Here is a 22,131-nt window from a genome sequence, read left to right as displayed (position 1 = left end):
ACTGCACAATATCGCGCATACGCTCCGCGATGCGGCGCATGTCATGATCGGAGACTGGCACCTTCGAGCAGCGCGATGACTGGCATCGCGTCGCGTATATCTGATCGCGCTAGGCTGGGTAGTCGAGAAATGTCTCTGCATAACCAGAAGGACTGCCTGGGTCCGAAATGGCCCGCTTCTTGCGAGCCCTTGGTGACAAAACCCGACCTCAACCAGGGGATGGAATTGCTGGAGGAGCATCATGGCAACAGCTAAAACCTTTTATGAAATTATACGACACCAGGGGATTACGCGGCGTAGTTTTACCAAGTTCTGCAGCCTGACGGCGGGGAGCCTCGGCTTCGGCCCCGGTGGAGCGATCGCCATGGCAGAGGCGCTCGAGACCAAGGAGCGCGTGCCCGTCATCTGGATGCACGGGCTCGAATGCACGTGCTGTTCGGAAAGCTTCATCCGCTCGGCCCATCCGCTTGTGAAGGATGTCGTGTTGTCGATGATCTCGCTCGACTATGATGACACGATCATGGCTGCTGCCGGCCATCAGGCCGAAGCGATCCTGCAGGAGACCAAGGAGAAATACAGGGGTAAGTACATTCTGGCCGTCGAGGGAAATCCCCCGCTCAACGAAGACGGCATGTTCTGCATCGACGGCGGCAGACCCTTCGTCGAAAAGCTGAGATGGATGGCCGAGGACGCGATGGCGATCATCGCCTGGGGCACCTGTGCCTCCTGGGGATGCGTGCAGGCGGCCAACCCGAACCCGACCCAGGCGACGCCGATCGACAAAGTCATCCTCGACAAGCCGATCATAAAGGTCCCTGGCTGTCCACCGATCGCCGAGGTGATGACGGGCATCGTGACCTTCATCACAACTTTTGGCAAGCTGCCCGAGCTCGACCGGCAGCGCCGGCCGAAGATGTTCTATTCGCAACGCATCCACGACAAGTGCTATCGTCGCTCGCATTTCGACGCCGGCCAGTTCGTCGAGGAATGGGACGACGAGGGCGCCCGCAAGGGCTACTGTCTCTACAAGATGGGCTGCAAGGGCCCGACGACCTTCAATGCCTGCTCCAGCATGCGCTGGAACGAGGGCGTCTCCTTCCCAATCCAGTCGGGCCATGGCTGCATCGGCTGCTCTGAAGAGGGCTTTTGGGACAATGGCAGCTTCCACGACCGGTTGACGGACATTCGCCAGTTCGGCATCGAGGCCAACGCTGACAAGGTCGGGATGACTGCAGTTGGGATCGTCGGCGGCGCGGTTGCTGCGCATGCCGCAATAACCGCTGTCAAGCGGGTAACCAGCAAGCGCGAAAAATCCGACGCATAGAACCTGGGCAGGAACTCTATCATGACGATACAAACTCCGAAGGGCCTCCCGCTCGCCAATTCCGGCAAACGCATCATCATCGATCCGGTTACCCGCATCGAAGGTCACATGCGGGTCGAGGTCAATGTCGACGAGAACAATGTGATCCGAAACGCCGTTTCTACCGGCACAATGTGGCGCGGCATCGAGGTCATCCTGAAGAACCGTGACCCACGCGACGCATGGGCCTTTACCGAGCGCATCTGCGGCGTTTGCACCGGCACTCATGCGCTGACATCAGTGCGCGCGGTGGAGAATGCGCTCGGCATAACTATCCCGGACAATGCCAATTCGATCCGCAACCTTATGCAACTTGCACTCCAGGTGCATGACCATATCGTACATTTCTACCATCTCCATGCGCTCGATTGGGTGGACGTGGTTTCGGCGCTCTCAGCTGATCCGAGGGCGACCTCGACGCTGGCGCAATCGATATCCGACTGGCCACTCTCGTCGCTGGGCTATTTCAAAGACATCCAGGCCCGGCTTAAGAAATTCCTGGAGTCCGGCCAACTCGGACCGTTCAAGAACGGCTATTGGGGCAATGCTTCCTACAAGCTGCCGCCGGAAGCCAATCTCATGACCGTGGCGCACTATCTTGAGGCTCTCGACTTCCAGAAAGACATCGTCAAGATCCATACGATCTTCGGCGGCAAGAATCCCCACCCTAACTGGCTGGTTGGCGGCGTGCCCTGCCCAATCAATATCGACGGTACCGGCGCTGTCGGGGCGATCAACATGGAACGGCTGAACATGGTCACCTCGATCATCGACCAGATCATCGAGTTCAACGACAAGGTCTATGTTCCAGACATCATGGCCATCGGCTCGTTTTACAAGAACTGGCTTTACGGCGGCGGAATTTCGGCCAAGAACGTGCTGGCCTATGGCGACATTCCGGAACACGCCAATGACTATTCGGAGGCGAACCTCAAGCTGCCGCGCGGCGCGATCATCAATGGCAATCTCGCCGAAGTGCTGCCAGTCGATCACACCGATCCCGAGCAGATACAGGAATTCGTCACCCATTCCTGGTACAAATATCCCGACGAGACGAAGGGCCTCCATCCCTGGGATGGCATCACCGAACCACACTTCGAGTTGGGCCCTAACGCAAAGGGCACCAAGACAAATATCCTGCAGCTCGACGAAGGCGCAAAATATTCGTGGATCAAGGCGCCACGCTGGCGCGGCAACGCAATGGAGGTCGGACCTCTGGCTCGCTGGGTGGTAGGCTTTGCCCAAAACAGGGCGGAGTTCAAGGATCCAGTCGAAAAAGTGCTCAAGGATCTCGGTCTGCCACTCTCGGCGTTGTTCTCTACGCTTGGCCGCACGGCGGCGCGTGCACTCGATTCGAGCTGGGCTGGCCACCAGATGCGTTATTTCCAGAAAAAGCTGATCGCCAACATCAAAGCCGGCGACTCCTCCGCCGCCAATGTCGACAAATGGAAGCCGGAGACGTGGCCGCAGGAGGTCAAGGGGGTCGGCTTCACTGAAGCACCGCGCGGCGCTCTCGCGCACTGGATCAAGATCAAGGACGGCAAGATCGACAACTATCAGTGCGTGGTTCCAACGACCTGGAACGGCAGCCCGCGCGATCCGGCCGGCAATTTGGGCGCCTTCGAGGCTTCGCTCATTGGTACGCCGATGTCCAATCCGGCCCAACCTCTGGAAATCCTTAGAACCCTCCATTCCTTCGATCCGTGCCTGGCCTGCTCGACGCATGTCATGAGCGCGGAGGGGCAGGAAATGGCCAAGGTTCAGGTCAGGTGAACGGTGCGGTCATGACGGCTCATGTAACTCTTGCCGCCGGCGACGCGCATGGCAAAAAGGTCCTCGAACGCCAGAGGGTCTACGTCTACGAGGCGCCTGTGCGCATTTGGCACTGGGTCAGTGCGTTCTCGATCCTGTCGCTCGCGCTGACCGGCTACTTCATAGGCTCGCCGTTGCCCTCGGTGTCTGGCGAAGTAAGCGCCTATGGCCTGATGAGCTCTGTGCGCTTTATCCACTTCGCATCGGGGCAGCTCCTCGCCGTGTTCCTGATCCTCAGGATCTACTGGGCCTTCGTCGGCAATGTCCAAGCCCGGCAGATCTTCCACGTGCCTGTCTGGAGCGGCCACTTCTGGAAAGAGTGGCTGCACGAGGTTTGCTGGTACACTTTCCTGGCGCCGCAGCCCAAGAAGCATATGGGACACAATCCGCTGGCGCAGTTCACCATGTTCTTCATGTTCACCCTGCCGCTCTTCTTCACGATGATCACGGGCTTTGCACTCTATAGCGAGAGTGCGGGCCCCGACAGTTGGGGGTATCAGCTGTTCGGCTGGGTGTTCTCGATCCGGCCGAACAGCCAGGACGTCCACACCTACCACCACCTTGGCATGTGGGTGATCCTGGTCTTCGTCATGGTCCACATCTACGTGGCGGTGCGCGAGGACATTTTGAGCCGGCAGAGCATCATCTCCTCGATGGTTTCGGGGGAGCGGCTGTTTGAGGAGACCGAGGACTGAATGGACATCCCATCTGTACCTGCATCGCCGGCGCGCATTCTGGTGCTGGGCATAGGCAACATCCTCTGGGCCGACGAAGGCTTCGGCGTGCGCGCGGTCGAGGCTTTTCACAAAGCCTATGAGGTGCCAGACAATGTCACCATCCTCGATGGCGGCACCCAAGGCCTTTACCTCGTGCAATTCGTCAACGAGCATGAGCGGCTCATCGTCTTTGACGCGATCGATTACGCCCTGAAGCCGGGCACGATGAAGGTGTTGGAAGACGACGAAGTGCCGAAATTCATCGGTAGCAAGAAGATGAGCCTCCATCAGACCGGCTTCCAGGAGGTGCTGAGCGCAGCCGATCTCATGGGACACTACCCGAAGCGGCTGATCCTGATCGGCTGCCAGCCTCTCGACCTTGAGGACTGGGGCGGTCCACTCACCGCGCCGGTCAAGGCCGCAATACCGGCAGCCGTCAAGACGGCGGTGGAGATCTTGAAGCGCTGGGGCGTCGCAGTTTCGGCTCGCCCCGAGGGCTCGGTGGTTCCGCCACTCCTCGAAAACGATATCGACCTGGAAAACTACGAACGCCGCCCCGAAGTAGCTGCGCCGACCTCCTGAGAGGAATGCCCATGAAATGCGACAGGACCGCGATAACCGCTCCCATTTCAGTGAAATCCGGATGAAGGGGCGATCACCATGTGCATCGGCATTCCCATGCGCGTCGTCGGCGGAAGCGAATTCATGGCGCAGTGCGAACGCCATGGCTTTATATCGCCGATCTCACTCATGCTGGTTGGCGCGCAGCCGCCAGGAACCCATGTCTTAACCCATCTCGGCTCTGCGGTTCGTGTGCTCGATGCCGAGGAGGCACGCACCATCGACGATGCACTTTCCGGCATCGCGGAGGCGGTAGAGGGCCGCGCTTTCGAGAGCCATTTCGCCGACTTGCTCTCCCGCGAGCCGGAACTGCCGTTGCATCTGCGTGACGGGTGAAAAATCACTTCCAAGCTGGAAGTTGGCTTGCCCATCTCGGTGTCGCGCATATTGCAGCAGAGGCCAAAAATTCCTTTCGAGATCAAAGGAATTAAAGCCTTCCGCAGATTTTGGCACGCGCTTTGCAGACCAACCCTTGAAATGTTCTGCATGCCAATTTGTGGAGGAGATAATGCAATCTGCCCTGGTCCATGCGCTTAGCGAGCAGGCGCACCTGCCTGTCGTCGACGAGACGAACATCGATGCCTTCCTGATCCCGGCGTCAGGTGAACCGGCCAACGCGGTGCTGTTTTTTACCGGCGATCCGAAGCAGCGGCCCCAGGCTGACGATGTCGCTGTCGTCCTCCCCCAACTTCTGCAGGCTTTCAGTGGCCGCCTGCGCGGCGCGGTGATCGGTCGCGCGGCCGGAGAGAAGCTCAAGTCTCGCTTCAACGTTGTCGCCATGCCAAGCCTTGTCGTAACCCGGCGAGAGCACCCCGTCGGCGTGCTCGGCAAGATCTGCGACTGGTCCGAATACATCGAGAAGATCAGCGTCTGGCTGTCGCCCGACGCACCAGTGATGGTCGCTCCAGGCGGACCAAAAGCCGGGATCGTCCGTCCAGGCAGGGAGATCAAGCGATGAAGGCCGGTTTGTGGGTGTCGCCGGAAGGCGAAGATGAGGCAATGACGATGATGCCAATCGGCGCCGCGCCGCCGCTTCGCGCCCGTGGGGTCGATTTCCTCGCCACCAGCAGCGCCGAGGAGACGATCCGACGATGTGCGCGGACGGCGATGCTCCTGCCGGAGATCGTCGATGCGCTCGAAACCCAGAAGTTCGATCAGCCCGGCCGGCTGTTCGACATCACCGATTTACCCGATGACGACAAGGAACTGATCACTCAAACCCTTGGCGAGGGCGAGGTCACTGGAATAGCGGCGCTTTCGAACGGCATCAGCGCCGAAATGAAAGAAGCTGTGATGGCGGGCGTGTGGCGCATCTGCCTCACCAATGACGACGGCAGGCTGATAGGCGACTATATCGAGGTGGCGAGCATTCCGGGCGCTTTGCGCGAGGCCTGTTCGGGAATGCCGACTTCGATCAGCCATAGGCCTGCGCCCGCCGGTGCCATGAACGTCATGCCCGTGCTGGCCGAGGTCGCCGATCGGGTTGCACACTATCGCGGCGGCGATCCGGCTCACGTCATTACCTTCTCGCTCCTTCCGATGAGCCCCGAGGACATGACCTTCCTGCAGGAGACGCTGGGGGCGGGGCCGGTGCGGCTGACCTCACGCGGTTACGGCACCTGCCGCATCGTGGCGACCGGCGCGCGCAATGTCTGGTCGGTGCAGTTCTACAACGCCATGGATACGATCATTCTCGACACGTTGGAGATCTGTGACATACCCTCGGGCGCCATTGCCGCCGAGGAGGACTTTCGCGACTCCGCGGCGCGGCTGCGCGATATCGAGGAGGCTTACTTCAAATGAGCGCCTTCGAGAGTTTCGGCACGTGCGAGACAGTGTCCGACGACAACCGGATGGAGTGCGGCATCTGCTGGGACGTCTATGACCCAGAAAAGGGCGACGAAATCTGGCAGATCCCGCCGGGAAAGCCGTTCGCGGGCCTGCCGGAGAATTGGCGATGTCCCAACTGCGACGCGCTGAAAGCGAAGTTCATGAGGCTCGGCGATGGCTCTAAGGTCGCCGAACGGACCTCCGTTGATCCAGCCATGGCCCTTGGCCGGAGGTTGGAGGCGCGCTATCGGCAGATCCATGCGTCAGCGATGGCCGACATGCCAATCTGCAATCCCGCACTCGGCGTTGCCGCGACCGGCTTCCAATCCTACGGCGGGCGCGCCTTCGGCATCATGACCACGCCCTGGTTCATGAATCTCGTTGCGGCCGATCTGCCCGACGGTAAGCCGGCCGTCCCCGCCGACATCGGCACCACGTTGTGTTTCCGTCTCCCGGCGGGCGAAGCCGAATTCATTACGGGCGAACTCGATGCGATCGGCCGGATCGACTCTTGCTCGCTGTTTTCGCCGGTTTTCGAATTCGCTACGATGGAAGCGGCGCTGGAAACCGCGGAGGAGATCGTTCGCACTTTCTTCGATCCGATCACGCTGGAGCCGCCAACCGCTGAGCCCACACCGGTCAACCGGCGCGACCTGTTGCGCGGCCGCTTCCGCAGGCGCGAGGAGGCATCGGAATGACGGTCTTTGTCGGCGCAGGCGCGATCAGCATCGACGTGACAGTTGCGCGCGCCGTTGTCTCTTCCGTTGCGGTGAAGGCAAGCCGCCCGCACGGGGTGACGCGAATGTTCATCGGACAGCAGACCGATAGGGTCCCGGCGCTTGCCGGCCAGGTGTTCACGCTTTGCGGGTTTGCGCAATCGATCGCGTCGCGCCTCGCCGTCCTTAACGCCGCCGACCTGTCGATGGACGCGGACGAGCAAGCAGGCGCCAGCGCCGGCGTGCTCGCGGAACGGATCTTCGAGGCCCTGCGTGCACTCGTACTCCAATGGCCGTCGCCGCTGCCGATGTCGCTCGCGACCGCAGCCGGCAAGCACCTGCGCGACGCGCTCGCTGCCTCTCGGGCCGTCATCGCCGAGGCTAAGGACGGCACGATCGGGCGGGCTAATCTGGCGGCGGCGGCCGCGCGGCTGCAGGCGGCGGCGTCCGGCCTCGGCGTTGCGCAAGACGGCAGCACTCCCCTGCCTGGAACGGTATGCGAGGCGATCATGCGGGAGGCGGCCGCCGATCAGATGTTCACTGGCCGTTCACCCGACCCACTGACTGCCCGGGACGACGCCGAAGTGATGGCCCGGCTTTGCGACGAGCCAGATTATGCGGCTCAGCCATATCTTTTCAACCGCGTCGCCGAGACCGGCGCTTATGCTCGACTGGCGGCAGAGCCCTCCGGGGCTGCTTCTCATCTCGTGGATCGCCTCCTCGTCCGGATCAGAGATATCCGGTCCTGCCTCTGGCAACTCATCACGCTTGCACGGACAGGCGAATACGACTGGGCCTCGCTCGCCCGGGGCGGCCCGGCGGCCCGCGGCGGCTATGGCGCGGTGGAGTGCGCCCGGGGGCGCCTCTATCACCAGGCCGAGATCGGTGCCGATGGCCGGCTTACGGCCTATCGCATCATTGCCCCGACGGAATGGAATTTTCATCCTGCCGGGCCTTTCGTCGATACCCTTGTCTCGTCGCGGATCGGACTAGACGAGGCGGCCGTCCGGTCGGTCTCGCGGCTCGTTGCGCTCTTCGATCCCTGCCTGGCCTACAAGATCGATGTCCGGGAGGACGCGCATGCATGAAATGTCATTGATGGAAAGCGTCATCGAGATCGTCTGCGAAACTGCGCGGCAGAATGGCGTGATGCGGGTCACGTCGGTGCGCCTCGACATCGGCGTTCTCAGCCATGTCGACCCGGAAGCGCTGCTCTTCTGCTACGAGGCTGTTCGGCGTGGCACGATCGCCGATGGCGCAGCACTGGAAATCAACCGTGTGGAGGGCGAGGGCTGGTGCGTCGATTGCGGCAAGACAGTGAAACTGGAAAAGCGGTTCGGCGCCTGCCCTGACTGCGGCCGGCATCGCGTCCAGATGACGGCAGGCGACGAATTGAAAATCAAGGATATGGAGGTGATCTGATATGTGCACAGTATGCGGCTGCGCGACGTCGGCGATCGAAGGTCGCAAGCAGGAAAAAGGCAGCCTTAGCAATAGGGATGCCGATGGGCATAGCCATGACCACGAGCACCATCACGCCCATCGTTACGGCGGTGAGTGCGATCACCATCACGGCGATGGCGGTAATATCCATTGCGGCCGCGGCATCGCTGGGGTGCATGTGCCTGGCATGAGCCGGGAACGGATCATCCAGGTCGAAAACGACATCCTGTGTAAAAACGACGCCTACGCCGAGGAGAACAGGCGCTACCTGGAACATCAGCGCATCTTCGCGCTGAACTTCGTCTCCAGCCCTGGTTCGGGTAAGACCAGCATTCTGGTCCGGACAATCAGCGACATGAAGGAACGCCTCGTGATCTCGGTTATCGAGGGCGATCAGCAGACGTCGAACGACGCGGCCCGAATCCGCGAGACCGGCGCCAAGGCGATCCAGATCAACACCGGTAAGGGCTGCCATCTCGACGCCCACATGGTCGGTCACGCAGTAGAGGATCTCATGCCGGAGCCAGGCTCGGCACTGTTCATCGAAAATGTCGGCAATCTCGTCTGTCCCGCCGCCTTCGATCTCGGCGAGGCACACAAGGTCGTGGTGCTCTCGGTCACCGAGGGCGAGGACAAGCCGCTCAAATATCCGGACATGTTTGCTGCCGCCGACCTGATGATCATCAACAAGGCCGATCTTCTGCCGTATCTCGATTTCAACGTCGGGCTCTGCATCGCCAACGCGCTGCGCGTCAATCCGAGTCTTCTGACGCTCACTGTCTCAGCCCTTACGGGCGAGGGCATCGAGGCGTTCTACGCCTGGCTCGAAGCAGCCGCCGCCCGCTGGGCCGCGCGGGCGAAGGTGGCGTGAACCAATGGCGCCGGCGCTCACACGACAGATCGAAAAGTCCGTCCGACGGCTGAGGCTGCGAGTGCGTGGCACCGTGCAGGGCGTCGGCTTCCGACCTTTCGCTTACCGGCTCGCTCGGGAAATGGGGCTTACCGGCTTCGTGTTGAACGACGGCGCCGGCGTCTTGGTTGAGATCGAGGGTGCGGATGTGAACGGCTTTGCCCAGGCAATCAGGACCCAGGCACCGCCGCTCGCCCGCATCGACTCGATCGATGTAGTGGAACTCGTGCCGACCGGCGGCGCGCTGTTCGAGATCCTCAAGAGTCTGGGCGGCGCGACTGCGACCAGGATCGGCGCCGACGCCGCGACCTGCGACGAATGCAGCCGGGAATTGAGGGATCCGGCAAGTCGCTTCTTCGGCTATCCCTTCGTCAACTGTACCCATTGCGGCCCGCGCCTCACCATTACCCGCACGCTGCCCTATGATCGGGCAAAGACATCGATGGCGTCCTTTCTGATGTGTCGCGCCTGCGCGGCCGACTATGTCGATCCTGAGAACCGGCGCTTCCATGCCGAACCGGTTGCCTGTTCCGATTGCGGCCCGAAGCTCAGCCATCCGGTGGCCGAAGTGGCAGCCAGGCTCGCAAGCGGCAAGATCGTTGCGCTCAAGGGCATTGGCGGGTTCCATTTGCTCTGCGATGCCCGCAACAATGCTGCAATCGGTCTTCTCCGGTTGCGCAAGTCGCGCCACCAGAAGCCTTTCGCCGTTATGGTGCGCGACATCGAAGCAGCACGTCGGCTCGCCCGGCTTACTGCAACCGAAGAAGCGTTGCTGATGTCAGCCGCCGCTCCGATCGTTCTGGTTGAGCCGCTGGCTGGCCAATCCTTCGATCTCATCGCGCCCAATCTCGCCCGGATCGGCATCATGCTCGCCTATGCCCCGGTCCATCACCTGCTGTTCGACGCACTTGTGACGCCCGCATCGCACGGTCCCCCGGCGTTGGTTGCGACGAGCGCCAATCCGAGCGAAGAGCCGCTGATCGCTGACAATGCCGATGCCGAGCGCCGCCTCGGCGAGATTGCCGATCTGATCGTCACCCACGACCGTGACATCACCATCCGTGCAGACGATTCCATCATGCAGGTGATCGACGGCGTGCCCGCGTTCATCCGCCGCGCTCGCGGTTTCGTGCCGGAGCCTATCGATCTCGGTGCGGACGGCCCATCGGTGATCGGGACCGGCGCAGATCTCAAGAACACCGTCTGCGTCACGCGCGGCCGCGAGGCATTTCTCTCCCAGCATGTCGGCGGCCTCGACAATGCCGAAGCGATCCGTTTCCAACGTGAGGTGATCAGTCATCTCTGTTCGACCCTCGACGTCAAGCCGGAATACGCCGCCTGTGACTGCCATCCGGACTTCCGCTCAGTCCGGATGGCGGAGGGCTTGAGCCTGCCCGTCGTGCCGGTCCAGCATCATCTTGCCCATGTCGCGGCAGTGACGGCCGAGCATCGCCTTCGAGGGCCGGTGCTCGGACTTGCGCTGGACGGCCACGGCTTCGGCAGCGACGGGACGGGCTGGGGCGGCGAGATGCTGGCGCTCCACGGCCATTGCTGGCTTCGCGCGGGATCGCTCGTCCCTTTGCCACTGCCCGGCGGTGACCGTGCGGCGCGCGAACCTTGGCGCATGGCCGTCGCGGCGCTTCGGGCAGCCGGACGCATTGACCTCGTGCCGCGGCTCTGGCCAGACCATCCAGGCGTGGTGCAACTTACGACAATGTTCGACCGCGGCATGCGGCCATCCGGCACCACCAGTCTCGGCCGCCTCTTCGACGGCGCGGCAGCGATAGCGGGCATCGGCCTGACCCAAGGTTACGAGGGGCAGACCGCGATGGAGTTTGAGGCGCTGGTCCACACGCCGCAGTGCCTTCCTGACGGATACTCGATCACCAATGGCAAACTTGACTTCCTGCCGCTCATCCGCTGCCTTGCCGAACAGGGTCTTGGCGGCACCGAAGCTGCCGATCTGTTTCACGGCACGCTCATTGCGGGTCTTGCCGACTGGGCGGCCGGCGGCGCAGCCCGGGTCGGCAGCCGACAGATCGCGCTTAGCGGAGGGTGCATGGTGAACCGGGTGCTTGCGGCCGGTCTTTTGCAGGCGCTTCGCGCGCGAGGTCTCGAGGCCTATCTGCCGCGTCTTGCACCTGCCAATGACGGTGGCATCGCCCTCGGGCAGGTGGCCTATGCACGGCATGTCGTCATGAATGAAAATGCATTCAGCGGAGAGAGCCTGACATGTGCCTAGCCATACCGGTCCAGGTCAAGGAAGTACTGCCCGGCGGCATGGCGAAGGTCACGCTCGACGGCGTCTCGAAAATCGTCTCGACGGCGCTCGTCGATGACATCGAGGCCGGCGACTACGTCGTGCTTCATGTCGGCTATGCGCTCGCCAGGATCGACCGCAATGAGGCGGAGAGGACGCTGGCCCTGATCCGCCAAGCGGCCATAGGAGATGCGCCATGAAATATATCGACGAATACCGCGATGGCAGGCTCGCCAGGGACGTTGCCCGGCAGATCGCCGCCCGTGCCGATCCCGCACGCTCCTATCATTTGATGGAGTTCTGTGGCGGCCACACCCATGCCATTTCCCGCTACGGCCTCGAGGACCTGCTGCCGCCGAATGTGACGATGATCCATGGGCCCGGCTGCCCCGTCTGCGTACTGCCGATCGGCCGCATCGATGCGGCGATCGCGCTTGCCATGCGGCCCGAGATAACGCTCTGCACCTATGGCGACGTGATGCGGGTGCCGGGCTCGAATGGATCGAGCCTGCTTAAGACCAAGGCGGCCGGCGCCGACATCCGCATGGTCTATTCGACGCTCGACGCGCTCCAGATCGCGCAGGCCGAGCCGGAACGTGAGGTTGTGTTCTTCGCCATCGGCTTCGAGACCACGACACCGCCGACGGCGCTGGCGCTCAAGGCGGCGATCGCAAACGGCCTTGGCAATTTCTCGATCTTCTGTAATCACGTGCTGACGCCGCCGGCCATCCAGAACGTCCTGGAGAGCCCCGACATCCGCAAGCTCGGCACGATCAAGATCGATGGCTTTATCGGGCCGGCCCACGTTTCTGCCGTGATCGGCACCAGGCCTTATGAATTCGTCGCGGAGGGTTTCCAGAAGCCGGTGGTCGTGGCGGGCTTCGAACCCCTCGACGTCATCCAGGCGATCCTGATGCTCGTGCGCCAGGTCAATGATGGCCGCCATGAGGTGGAAAACCAGTATATCCGGGCGGTGACCCCGTTCGGGAACGAAAAGGCTCAGGCCGAAATCGGAAATTTCTTCGAACTTCGTGAGAGCTTCGAATGGCGCGGGCTCGGCGAAGTGCCCTATGGCGCGCTCAGGCTCAGGCCGCAATATGCAAGCTATGACGCGGAAAAGCGCTTCGCGATGGTGATCCCGAACGCGAAGGACAATTCGGCCTGCGAATGTGGCGCTATCCTGCGCGGCGTCAAGCAACCGGCAGATTGCAGGCTCTTCGGCATAGTCTGCACGCCGGACACGCCAACGGGCTCCTGCATGGTGTCGTCGGAAGGAGCCTGTGCGGCGCACTGGACCTATGGCCGCTTCCGCGAAAAGGCGCGGCAGGCGGGTGCGGGGAGGGCAGCCGCATGAACATGATGATCAAGGCTCACGGGCCAGTGCTCGACATCGCCAATGGCCATATCGATCTCTCCCATGGCGCCGGTGGCCGCGCCATGGGTCAGCTGATCAAGGGGATTTTCCTGAAGGCCTTCGACAATGACTGGCTGCGCGCCGGCAACGATCAGTCGGCGTTTTCTGTGCCGGGCGGGCGGATGGTCATGACAACGGACGGCTATGTGGTCTCGCCGCTCTTCTTTCCGGGCGGGAATATCGGCACGCTCGCCGTGCACGGCACGATCAACGATATCGCCATGGCCGGTGCCGTGCCGCTCTATCTGTCGGCGAGTTTCATCATCGAAGAGGGCTTTCCGCTCGCAGATCTAGAGCGTATTGCCGCCAGCATGGGCGCGGCGTCGCGCGAGGCAGGCGTGCTGATCATCACTGGCGATACCAAGGTGGTCGAGCGCGGTAAGGCAGATGGCGTGTTCATATCGACTGCCGGTGTCGGCACGGTGCCCGATGGGCTCGATTTTCGTTCCGATGCGGCCCGGCCCAGCGACGCGGTCATCCTCTCCGGCTCGATCGGAGACCACGGTGTCGCCGTGATGTCGAAGCGCGAGAACCTGGAATTCGATACGCATATCGTCTCCGACAGTGCAGCGCTGCACGGGCTCGTGGCCGAGATGGTCGCGGCGGGCGGGAGGCATATCCGGCTGATGCGGGATCCAACGCGTGGCGGCATCGCCGCGACCCTGAACGAGATCGCCAGCCAGTCGAAGGCTGGCTTTCGCATCGACGAGGAGGCAATTCCGCTCAAGCCGGAGGTCGTAGCGGCTTGCGAATTTTTGGGCCTCGATCCGCTAAACGTCGCCAATGAGGGCAAGCTCGTCGCCGTCGTCGCGCGCGAGGGCGCGCAAGCGGTGCTGTCGGCGATGCGCGCGCATCCCTTAGGTCTGGAGGCGGCACTGATCGGCCACGTCGTGGCTGACGAGAATTGCTTTGTGCAAATGGCCACCTCTTTCGGAGGCAACCGGATCGTCGACTGGTTGTCAGGTGAACAACTGCCAAGGATCTGCTGAGCACGCGATACGTGTCCGGCTCCTCTGCTACAGCTTCCAACTCGCTCTCCGGGCGATTGCATGTCAATCGGGCCGGATACGCAGCCTCGAGAGGGTTCCACGTCATGACGACTGCTTTGAACCGAACGGCATGAAGCCTTCCCGCATCAGGCCGTCCAGAATTTCAATGGTCGAGACGGGCTTGAAACGGTCCGGCCGGCTCTCATGAGCGGCCACGGCAAGTATCGACGGTGCAAGGCTGGCATTGCGGTTTCAGTCAAGGGGCGGCCGGTGCCGAAGCGGGTAGTCTCGTGGTAAAAGCTGACGGTTCTGGCTCGTGATTTCCCATTTGCTGAGAGGACGCCCTCCGGGCGAAGCCACGTCAATGTTTCCAAGGAATGGCCTCTGACGGTCCCGGGGACAGAGGGGGAGGGCGAAGTAGCGATCGAATGTAGGCCGTGACTTAATAAACCGCTGACCAATTTAGCGAAGACCGCACCGGACGATCGGCAGGCACAGTAACATGCGGAGCTTGTCAATATGGCGCCCGCATTGTCACGCGCACAACCAGCCACCTGCCGCAGGACCGCGACGCGGCGATCGCCTCCAAAGTTGGATGACCTTCAATCGACCAGCGGATCAGTGCGCCGTGTCGTCGGCTCTACCTGGAGACCGAAGCCGCGGAGAATGCCCCGGATGGCATCGTAAACTTAACGGATGAAAGACCAGCGAAAGACGCCATCCGCAGATATCTCTCATGATCGGGCAATTTTGGCCCACAGGCTCATCGCCGCCGTGCGCAGTTCGCGTTGGTGGCCGAGGAGATGTCGTGGCGCGGGATTTGAAATCGGTTGGCGATCGGATCATGGATGGAGACGAAGCGTTGTAGATGTGACTTGAAGCGCTTCATGATCCGCTCTCGCCGCCGGACTGGTTGGTGTGAATTCTCCGCCCGATTATTCATCCCTTTGTGGGAGCGATGCTCTACCCGCATGATCTCTCGCTTTGCCGCGCCGTAGGACTGCAGCTTGTCGGTGATCATCGCACGCGGCGACCGTCCCTGACCCATCAGGCGCTTGGCGGCCTTTGCATTCGGCGGCTTTGTACGAGAACCTCCAAGACGAAACCGTCCTGATCAACCGCGCGCCAGCCAATGCTTCTTGCCGCGGATTGAAACAACGGCTTCACCGAGATGCCACTTGTCCCCAAGTCGACCGGATGATCGACGACGGATCTCGTTGGCAACGGTGCGGCCGAATTTCTCCGCCCGCAGCCGGACGGTCTGGTGCGAGACAATGATCCCAGGGGGCAGCCAGCGAGTCCTCGACCACTCGCAGGCTCAGCGGGAAACGGAAATAGAGCCACACGGCGTGGGCAATAACTTCAGCGGGAAAGCGATGTCGGCGATAGAGTGGATCACGGTCTGTCATGAGCCTTCATCGCGCATCGAATTCCACATTCCGTTAAGTTGACGATGCGCGATTCAATCCTCCCGGAACGCATGCCGCATCTGGTCGGTGAGCGGCTTCGTCAGATAGGAGATGACGGTACGGTCGGCAATCTTGAGGAAGACCTCGGCGGGCATTCCAGGGTAGAGTGAGAGGCCCTTGAGCTTGGCAAGACTTTCTGGCTTGGGGCGGATCCGCAGCGGATAATAGGTGGCTCCTGTGCGCTGATCACTCACGAGATCAGGAGCGACCGTCGTGACCTCTGCCTCGACCTCAGGCGTGGTGCGCTGGTTGAAGGCGCTGAAGCGGATTTCGACTGCCTGACCAACGCGGATCTGGTCGATGTCGCGAGTGTTTACGCGGGCTTCCACGGTCAGCTCATCTGCCTCAGGTACGACGAGCATCAGCGTTTCCCCTGCCATGACGACGCCGTTGATGGTGTGGACAGCGAGCTGGTAGACGCGCCCGGGAAGCGGCGCCGTGATGTCGAGACGGCGCAACTGATCCATTGCGGCCGTGCGGCGCTCCTCATATTCGGCGATCTTCGCCTCGGCCTCAGTTAGGTCCTTGGAAATCTCCGTGCGCCGGTCCTCATCGAGCTGTAGAATTTGCAGGTCGATTTCGCTCAACTTTCCACGGGCCGCGGCGCGTGCAGCGACTTGCTGTCCCCGCTCGCCTTCGAGCTCCGCGCGCTGGCGCTTCAGCGTCGTAACCTGCTGGACCGGCACGAGTCCGCGGCTATAGAGCGAACCGACGCGAGTCAGCTCTTCCTCGATCAGCTTGAGCCCATCCTCGTTTGCCTTCGCCTGCACCGTAAGGCCTTCGATCTCGTCAGCGAGCTGCGCCTTCCTCGATCCGAGCTGGCTTTTCATGCCGGCAAGCGCCGCGTTGCGGCTTGCGAAAAGCTTCTGCTCGCCTTCGATGAACTTCGACGCTGCCGCGCCGGAGATGAACTGGTCGAGATCCTTATCGACTGAGAAGGAGGCAGCACCGATGCGCTCCGCCTGGAGCCGGGCGTGGCGGGCATAGAGCTGCGCGAGGGTGCTTTCAACGATTGCGAGATTGGCGCGTCCAGTGGTGCCGTCGAGACGGATCAGAACCTGTCCGGCTTTGACACGATCGCCTTCCTTGACGAGGAGTTCGCCGACGATGCCGCCGGTCAGGTGCTGGATCTTCTTGACGTTGTCGTCGACGACGACGACGCCGCCGGCGACCACGGCGCTAGACAGCTCCGTTGTCGCCGCCCAGCCGCCGACGCCTCCGACCAGCGCAAGCGCAAGTACGGAAACGCCGATCATGTAGCGTGAAAGCGAACGGCGCGAACTCGATGTCTGCTGCATACGGCCGTTCATTGCTTCGTTTCCTGGCCTTCAACGATCTTCAGCGGGGCAGGCCTCTGCTGCTGGCGCAGCAGGCAAAGGACTTCTTCCTTCGGGCCGAAGGCCTGCATGCGGGCCTCATGCATCGTCAAGACAAAGTCGACGCTGGCAAGCGCGCTCGGGCGATGGGCGACGACGACAACAATGCCGCCGCGCGTACGCACATTCATGATTGCTTCGCTCAGCGCCTGTTCGCCCTCTGCATCGAGGTTGGAGTTCGGCTCGTCCAGGACGACCAGGAAGGGATCGCCATAAAGCGCCCGGGCCAGCGCGACGCGCTGGCGCTGGCCGGCGGAAAGTGCCATGCCGCCCTCGCCGATCTCGGTATCGTAGCCGTTCGGCAGACGCAGGATCAAATCATGGACCCGGGCAGCCTTGGCGGCGGCGACGATCCCCTCGGAGGTAGCGTCCGGGTCAAAGCGAGAGATGTTCTCGGCAACGGTTCCGGCGAACAGCTCGACATCCTGAGGCAGGTAGCCGATATGCTTGCCGAGAGCAACGCTATCCCATTGGTCGAGTGCTGCGCCGTCGAGCCGGACGGAGCCGCGATAGGCGGGCCAGATACCGATGATGGCGCGGGCCAGCGACGATTTTCCCGATGCGCTCGGGCCTATGACGCCAAGGGCGCTGCCCGCTCGTATGGTGAAGGTCACGTCAATGACGGCGAGGCGCTGCGCCGCCGGTGGCCCGCTTCCCAGGGCCTCGACGCTGAGACGCTCTTGCGGGCTCGGCAGTGCCAGGGACGTTTCCGTCTCAGGCAGGGCTTTCAGCAAGTCCTTGAGGCGCTGCCAGCTCTGGCGCGCCGAGACGAGACCGCGCCAATTACCAATCGCGAGTTCCACCGGAGCAAGCGCTCGCGCAGTTAGGATGGAGCCGGCGATGATGATGCCTGGCGACGCCTGTCCCTCGATCACCAGGACCGCACCGGCTGCGAGCACGCCCGATTGCAACGCCATACGGAACACCTTTGACATCGCACCATAGCCGTTACCGATATCGGAGGTACGGCGGTTTTCGTCACGATATTCGGCATTGCGGCGCTCCCAGCGCTCGGTCATGCGCCCCGACATACCCATGGCCTGAACGACCTCTGCATTGCGCTGCGACGCTTGCGCAAAGGCGTTGCGGTATCCGCCGGCTTCGGCCGCCTTCTTGGCGGGCACCTGGGTGCCACGATTGGTGAGATAGGTGAGAAGCGTCAGGATCATCCCGCCGGCGACGGCGACCATGCCGATGACCGGGTGAAACAGGAAGCATATGACGACATAAAAAGGAAGCCATGGCAAGTCGAAGAAGGCAGCCGGTCCGATGCCTGAAAGGAATGACCGTACCTGATCCAAATCGCGTATTCCCTGGAGGCCGTCACCTTCCATCTTGAGCTTCAGCGGTGCCTTGACGAGCGCGCGATAGATGCGCCCGCTGAGGCTTTCGTCGAGCGCGCCAGCGATACGCACGAGCATGCGGCCGCGGATCAGGTCGAACACCCCCTGAAATCCATAGAGCAGCAGTGCGAGCAGACAGAGGGCGATGAGCGAAGGAATGCTCCGGCTCGGCAGCACCCGATCATAGACCTCGAGCATGAAGAAGGAGCCGGTGAGATAGAGAATGTTGACAAGTGTACTCGCGATGCCGATGCCGATGAAGGCCGTCCGGCAGCCGCTCAGCGCGGAGGCGGGATTGGCGCTCCTGCTGCTCAATGTTGCTGCAAAGACTATCATTAATGTCTCTCCACGAGATAACCGGCGCACTTAGCCTAACCGCGTTTTTCGGCGGCAAAAAAAGCAACGCCATTGCCTGCGCCAGAGCACGAGAAGGCTCGGCTTGTGTTCGCCTTTTTAAGTTCCAACTAAAGGCACCACGAGGTGCGCAATTTGACGCCACACTGCCCTTGCGGACTCTAGTCAATCCAACAGAGCCACGAGACGTGGAAGCCTCGCCGAAGTCTGTGCAATATCTGACCGCACGACCTCAGCGACCGGCCGATCCCCTACACAAGAGAAAGACGCGGGATGAACTCAATCAACATGCCGACTGCATCTGCGGAAACACAAAACGTGCCGCCGCTCGACAAAGACAAAGGCACATGGCGTCGGAACCGGCAGCGAAGGCTGCCGGTTCCTTAAACCATCTAAGTCACTCAGAGATGCCACCAGTCTAATGAGGGCTCTGAACTCGCGACGGTGTCGGCGATGGGCTGGAAGCCGGGCTCTGCCGGCCCACTGATGATGGGAAACCAACCGTTCTGACTGGCGTCGAAGTGATGCGATTAGGCCCATTCGAGCAAGTCGGCGCCCGGCTTAGGTACATTCACCCTCGCCATTAGGTCCAGTATACGTCGTCATCGAAAGTCTCTTTGGAGGCTTGACGCGAACGGGCCAAGCCTCCTGCGATCAGACAAACATGAAGTCGGAGGCGGCAAGGTGCATGTTAGCCAGGTCTGAGACGCTATGTACTTCCGACAAGTGGGCGAAGACATTCACTTGTTCAGGCGAAGAAACATACGCTAGATCGGCGGTGTCAGTTTTGGCGTTGTGGTAGACGATGATGTCGCCGTCGTGCCCTCCGGATATCGCACCCCTTGCGTCAGACGCGCTGGCGAAACTCTTGTCTGTGATTACCACGATGCGTTGACCGCTCGCACCCGATGCATTGCCGCTATAGAAGGTCTCAACGGGGGCGTCTTCTCCATTCCCGTCGTAATTAAAAAATCCGGACGTGAATTGGAAGGTATCTTGAGCACTGTTAAAATCTAGGATCGTCGATACCGGTGCGGGGATCTCCCCAACGTGTGACCCCGGCTCTGGGGTGCCCGGCGTCGGATCGTGGAACTTGAAAATGAACGCGTCGGAGCCTTCGCCTCCCATCAACGAATCCCTGCCGTCCCCGACTAAGATTTCGTCATCGCCTCGTCCACCATCGATAAAGTCGTCGTCCTGACCACTGATGTGGCCTTCGTCGCGCCCGCCGAAGAGAAAGTCGTTACCGTCTTCGCCATGGATTCGATCGTTGCCCACACCACCGATCACAAAGTCGTCCCCCCCTCCACTGAACACCCTGTCGGCGCCCGCACGAGCGTCGATCTCGTCATCGCCGCCTTTGCCAAAGATCATATCGTCGTCGTTGCTTGCGTTGATGGTATCATTGGATTCTGTTCCCACATACATGCTCGAATACATGCTCATTCAAAGCTCCTAAAGTTGCGACGTTTGTGCGGGACGACACATAACCGCGACCACCCACTCTGTGAAATTGGTTGTTTGAATACAAAGCATCGACGTTGTGGATCATTAAGCCCATGTCAAGAACCAGGTTGGCTCCCGTGGTACCGATTAAAAAAGTTCAGTCCGATTCTACGGCTGGTTCTCAAATTGTGTTTGTCACGATGGCACGATTTGTGTCGCTGGTCAGGCCGTGAGTCGGCTCTTGTCGCGAATAGAAGGTTTTACGGCGATCTCGCGTTGTTTCACGAACGCGCGGACAAGGGCCTTGCCGGTGAACTCAGGCAACGCTGTCGGTCGGACCGATGCGTTGCTCAGGAATTTGGAAGTCAGCACCAGCTTGTCCGGACGTGCCCCTGGCGCAGTCCTTCCGCCGCGCGCTGCGTTCCCTTGCTCGTAGCGACAATGATAACGGCATCGTCAACTTATCGGAATGTGGAATTAGATGTGCGATGAAGGCTCATGACAGACCGTGATCCACTCTATCGCCGACATCGCTTTCCCGCTGAAGTTATTGCCCACGCCGTGTGGTCGCTGGGTCTTTGCAGGTCAATCTGTGTGTGCGCGTAGCAGAGGTCTCCCGGAGCGCCATGAACGAGCTCGGTATAAACCTGTCAGCTTTTAACCAACTTGGAAATTTCAAGCTTGGTTTGTTACACAGCGGCGGAATTGATCCTTCTGCGGGACCAACGGTGGGGGAAACGGAAATCGGATTTAGCGGTGCACGATAGGTGTGAACGCGGTTCTCGACGCTCTAGATGTGAGCTTTCAGGAGGTTGTCCATTCGGCCCTGGTCGAGAAAGCTGAGGTTGTCAAAGCTTCAGTGATTCTCGGAGGACCGAATGAACATTCACAAGAATGCCCGTTTGACACCACGGCGTCGAGAGGAGATGGCGCGCGCCGTTCTTGAGGGCGCTTGTTCCAACGCCGATGCTGCGCGGATATATGGGGTGACGTCGAAGGTGGTCGCTCGTTGGACGGCGCGTTTTCTGGCGGATGGCACCGCCGGCATGGCGGACCGGTCGTCGCGGCCGAGGAGAAGTCCCAGACGCACAGCGACCGACATTGCCGGCGAAATCGCAGTGTTGCGCCGACAGCGGCTGACAGGCAAGCACATCGCCAAGCAGACGGGCGTGTCGGCGGCAACGGTGAGCCGGGTGCTCAAGCGCGCCGGTCTTTCCCGGCTGAGGGATATCGAGCCGGCCGAACCGGTGCGAGGCTATGAGCGCGAGCGGCCTGGCGAAATGATCCATATCGACATCAAGAAACTTGGCCGCTTCAGCCAGGTTGGCCACCGCATCACCGGTGATCGCACCCGCCAAAGTTCGCGCAGAGGCAAAGGCTGGGGCGCCGGCTGGGAGTACGTTCACGTCGCCATCGATGACGCATCGTGCATTGCCTTCTCGCAGATATCGCCAGACGAAAAGAAGGACAGCGCGGTTGCCTTTCTCAAGCTGCGAGATGTACGGCCTCGTGCATCGCTCGGACGACTTCGCTGCCCCGCCTGTACCGGGTCAAGATAGAGCCCAGTCTGATCGCCCTCCGGGCTTTCCATAGACGCGCTCGGCCTTCTTGGGTAATTCCGGCTGGCCCATTGTTGATAGCGCCCTTCTTCGGCAGGTGCTGGTCCTCCATTCCTCCTGGGCGCCCAGGAACGCTTCCATATCGTCGGGTAAAGTATGGAAGGCAAATAAGGGCGATACATCGCCTGGTGGCAAGACCGCCAACGGACTATCGAGGACCCGGATGTTTGCCCGTGACGCCTGCCGGCCATGCTCGACCGGATGGCCAGGGGCGACATGCCAAACGAGCAGGAGTTTCGCACCTTCGCCGCCGCCTCGCTCGAGGATCAGAAAGAAGCGATTGTCCTGATCGGCCTGGGCCGAAGAGACCGTCGGCCCATTCAATCCCATTGGCTTCAAGGAGATCGTCACCGAAACTAGACGCGCGTTACGCGGTGAGCTTGAAAGCGCGGGATGCCGATATTTGACGAGTCTACCTCCCCCTGCCTCCTGTTAACCCGTTGTGACAAA

Annotated in this window: 19 protein-coding genes and 2 pseudogenes; 16 read left to right on the top strand and 5 right to left on the bottom strand. The window is 61.3% G+C overall.

Annotated elements, in window-relative coordinates:
* The first annotated feature begins 241 nt into the window (after positions 1–241).
* The 15 genes from NXC14_RS23880 (at position 242) to hypE (ending at position 14,074) form a co-directional block, all read left to right on the top strand.
* Positions 242–1,324: a hydrogenase small subunit gene (locus tag NXC14_RS23880; protein WP_198175543.1), complete on the top strand. Its 1,083-nt coding sequence runs from the start codon at positions 242–244 to the stop codon at positions 1,322–1,324.
* A gap of 21 nt (positions 1,325–1,345) precedes the next feature.
* Positions 1,346–3,136, top strand: a complete 1,791-nt coding sequence (locus tag NXC14_RS23875; RefSeq protein ID WP_085780520.1) for a nickel-dependent hydrogenase large subunit — start codon at positions 1,346–1,348, stop codon at positions 3,134–3,136.
* 11 nt (positions 3,137–3,147) lie between these two features.
* A complete protein-coding gene (gene cybH / locus NXC14_RS23870) occupies positions 3,148–3,870 on the top strand; it encodes a Ni/Fe-hydrogenase, b-type cytochrome subunit (RefSeq protein WP_085780519.1) in 723 nt (240 codons plus the stop codon).
* Positions 3,871–4,473: a HyaD/HybD family hydrogenase maturation endopeptidase gene (locus NXC14_RS23865; protein WP_085780518.1), complete on the top strand. Its 603-nt coding sequence runs from the start codon at positions 3,871–3,873 to the stop codon at positions 4,471–4,473.
* A gap of 78 nt (positions 4,474–4,551) precedes the next feature.
* Complete coding sequence (locus tag NXC14_RS23860) at positions 4,552–4,848, top strand: HypC/HybG/HupF family hydrogenase formation chaperone (RefSeq protein ID WP_085780517.1); 297 nt, start codon at positions 4,552–4,554, stop codon at positions 4,846–4,848.
* 172 nt (positions 4,849–5,020) lie between these two features.
* Positions 5,021–5,470 (top strand): hydrogenase accessory protein, encoded by a 450-nt coding sequence (locus tag NXC14_RS23855; RefSeq protein WP_085780516.1) that lies wholly within the window; start codon positions 5,021–5,023, stop codon positions 5,468–5,470.
* Positions 5,467–6,315 carry a hydrogenase expression/formation protein gene (locus NXC14_RS23850; protein ID WP_085780515.1) on the top strand — a complete coding sequence of 283 codons (849 nt, stop codon included), beginning with the start codon at positions 5,467–5,469 and terminating at the stop codon, positions 6,313–6,315. The genes NXC14_RS23855 and NXC14_RS23850 overlap by 4 nt, the downstream gene beginning before the upstream one ends.
* The gene (gene hybE / locus NXC14_RS23845) at positions 6,312–7,040 is read left to right on the top strand and encodes a [NiFe]-hydrogenase assembly chaperone HybE (RefSeq protein WP_085780514.1); all 729 of its coding nucleotides are present in this window, start codon (positions 6,312–6,314) and stop codon (positions 7,038–7,040) included. Before NXC14_RS23850 ends, hybE begins: the two co-directional genes overlap by 4 nt.
* On the top strand, positions 7,037–8,146 hold the full coding sequence (locus tag NXC14_RS23840; RefSeq protein WP_085780513.1) for a nickel-dependent hydrogenase large subunit: 1,110 nt from the start codon (positions 7,037–7,039) through the stop codon (positions 8,144–8,146). The genes hybE and NXC14_RS23840 overlap by 4 nt, the downstream gene beginning before the upstream one ends.
* Entirely contained in the window at positions 8,139–8,480 is a 342-nt protein-coding gene (gene hypA / locus NXC14_RS23835) for a hydrogenase maturation nickel metallochaperone HypA (RefSeq protein WP_085780512.1), read from the top strand. The genes NXC14_RS23840 and hypA overlap by 8 nt, the downstream gene beginning before the upstream one ends.
* 1 nt (position 8,481) lies before the next feature.
* Positions 8,482–9,372, top strand: a complete 891-nt coding sequence (hypB, locus tag NXC14_RS23830; protein WP_085780511.1) for a hydrogenase nickel incorporation protein HypB — start codon at positions 8,482–8,484, stop codon at positions 9,370–9,372.
* A 4-nt stretch (positions 9,373–9,376) separates the two neighbouring features.
* Complete coding sequence (hypF, locus tag NXC14_RS23825; protein ID WP_085780510.1) at positions 9,377–11,653, top strand: carbamoyltransferase HypF; 2,277 nt, start codon at positions 9,377–9,379, stop codon at positions 11,651–11,653.
* Positions 11,644–11,871: a HypC/HybG/HupF family hydrogenase formation chaperone gene (locus tag NXC14_RS23820; protein WP_085780509.1), complete on the top strand. Its 228-nt coding sequence runs from the start codon at positions 11,644–11,646 to the stop codon at positions 11,869–11,871. Before hypF ends, NXC14_RS23820 begins: the two co-directional genes overlap by 10 nt.
* A complete protein-coding gene (gene hypD / locus NXC14_RS23815) occupies positions 11,868–13,025 on the top strand; it encodes a hydrogenase formation protein HypD (RefSeq protein WP_085780508.1) in 1,158 nt (385 codons plus the stop codon). Before NXC14_RS23820 ends, hypD begins: the two co-directional genes overlap by 4 nt.
* Positions 13,022–14,074 (top strand): hydrogenase expression/formation protein HypE, encoded by a 1,053-nt coding sequence (hypE, locus tag NXC14_RS23810; protein WP_085780507.1) that lies wholly within the window; start codon positions 13,022–13,024, stop codon positions 14,072–14,074. The genes hypD and hypE overlap by 4 nt, the downstream gene beginning before the upstream one ends.
* Before the next feature lie 734 nt (positions 14,075–14,808).
* Here the strand turns inward: hypE and NXC14_RS23805 are convergent.
* The 5 genes and pseudogenes from NXC14_RS23805 to NXC14_RS32670 form a co-directional block, all read right to left on the bottom strand.
* Positions 14,809–15,483: pseudogene (locus tag NXC14_RS23805) on the bottom strand (IS6 family transposase).
* 53 nt (positions 15,484–15,536) lie between these two features.
* Positions 15,537–16,853, bottom strand: a complete 1,317-nt coding sequence (locus tag NXC14_RS23800) for an HlyD family type I secretion periplasmic adaptor subunit (protein WP_085780506.1) — start codon at positions 16,851–16,853, stop codon at positions 15,537–15,539.
* Positions 16,850–18,598, bottom strand: coding sequence for a type I secretion system permease/ATPase (locus NXC14_RS23795; RefSeq protein WP_085780505.1), 1,749 nt, complete (start codon positions 18,596–18,598; stop codon positions 16,850–16,852). The genes NXC14_RS23800 and NXC14_RS23795 overlap by 4 nt, the downstream gene beginning before the upstream one ends.
* A gap of 672 nt (positions 18,599–19,270) precedes the next feature.
* Positions 19,271–20,062: a calcium-binding protein gene (locus NXC14_RS23790; protein ID WP_245362190.1), complete on the bottom strand. Its 792-nt coding sequence runs from the start codon at positions 20,060–20,062 to the stop codon at positions 19,271–19,273.
* Between the two features lie 222 nt (positions 20,063–20,284).
* On the bottom strand, positions 20,285–20,434 hold the full coding sequence (locus NXC14_RS32670; RefSeq protein WP_157131490.1) for a hypothetical protein: 150 nt from the start codon (positions 20,432–20,434) through the stop codon (positions 20,285–20,287).
* Between the two features lie 506 nt (positions 20,435–20,940).
* Between NXC14_RS32670 and NXC14_RS23785 the strand changes: the two are divergent.
* Positions 20,941–21,549: pseudogene (locus tag NXC14_RS23785) on the top strand (leucine zipper domain-containing protein); the annotation flags it as partial.
* Positions 21,550–22,131: the final 582 nt, after the last annotated feature.

The organism is Rhizobium sp. NXC14, assembly GCF_002117485.1.
Taxonomy (GTDB): Bacteria; Pseudomonadota; Alphaproteobacteria; order Rhizobiales; family Rhizobiaceae; genus Rhizobium.
This window is presented reverse-complemented; position numbering and strand designations above follow the sequence as displayed.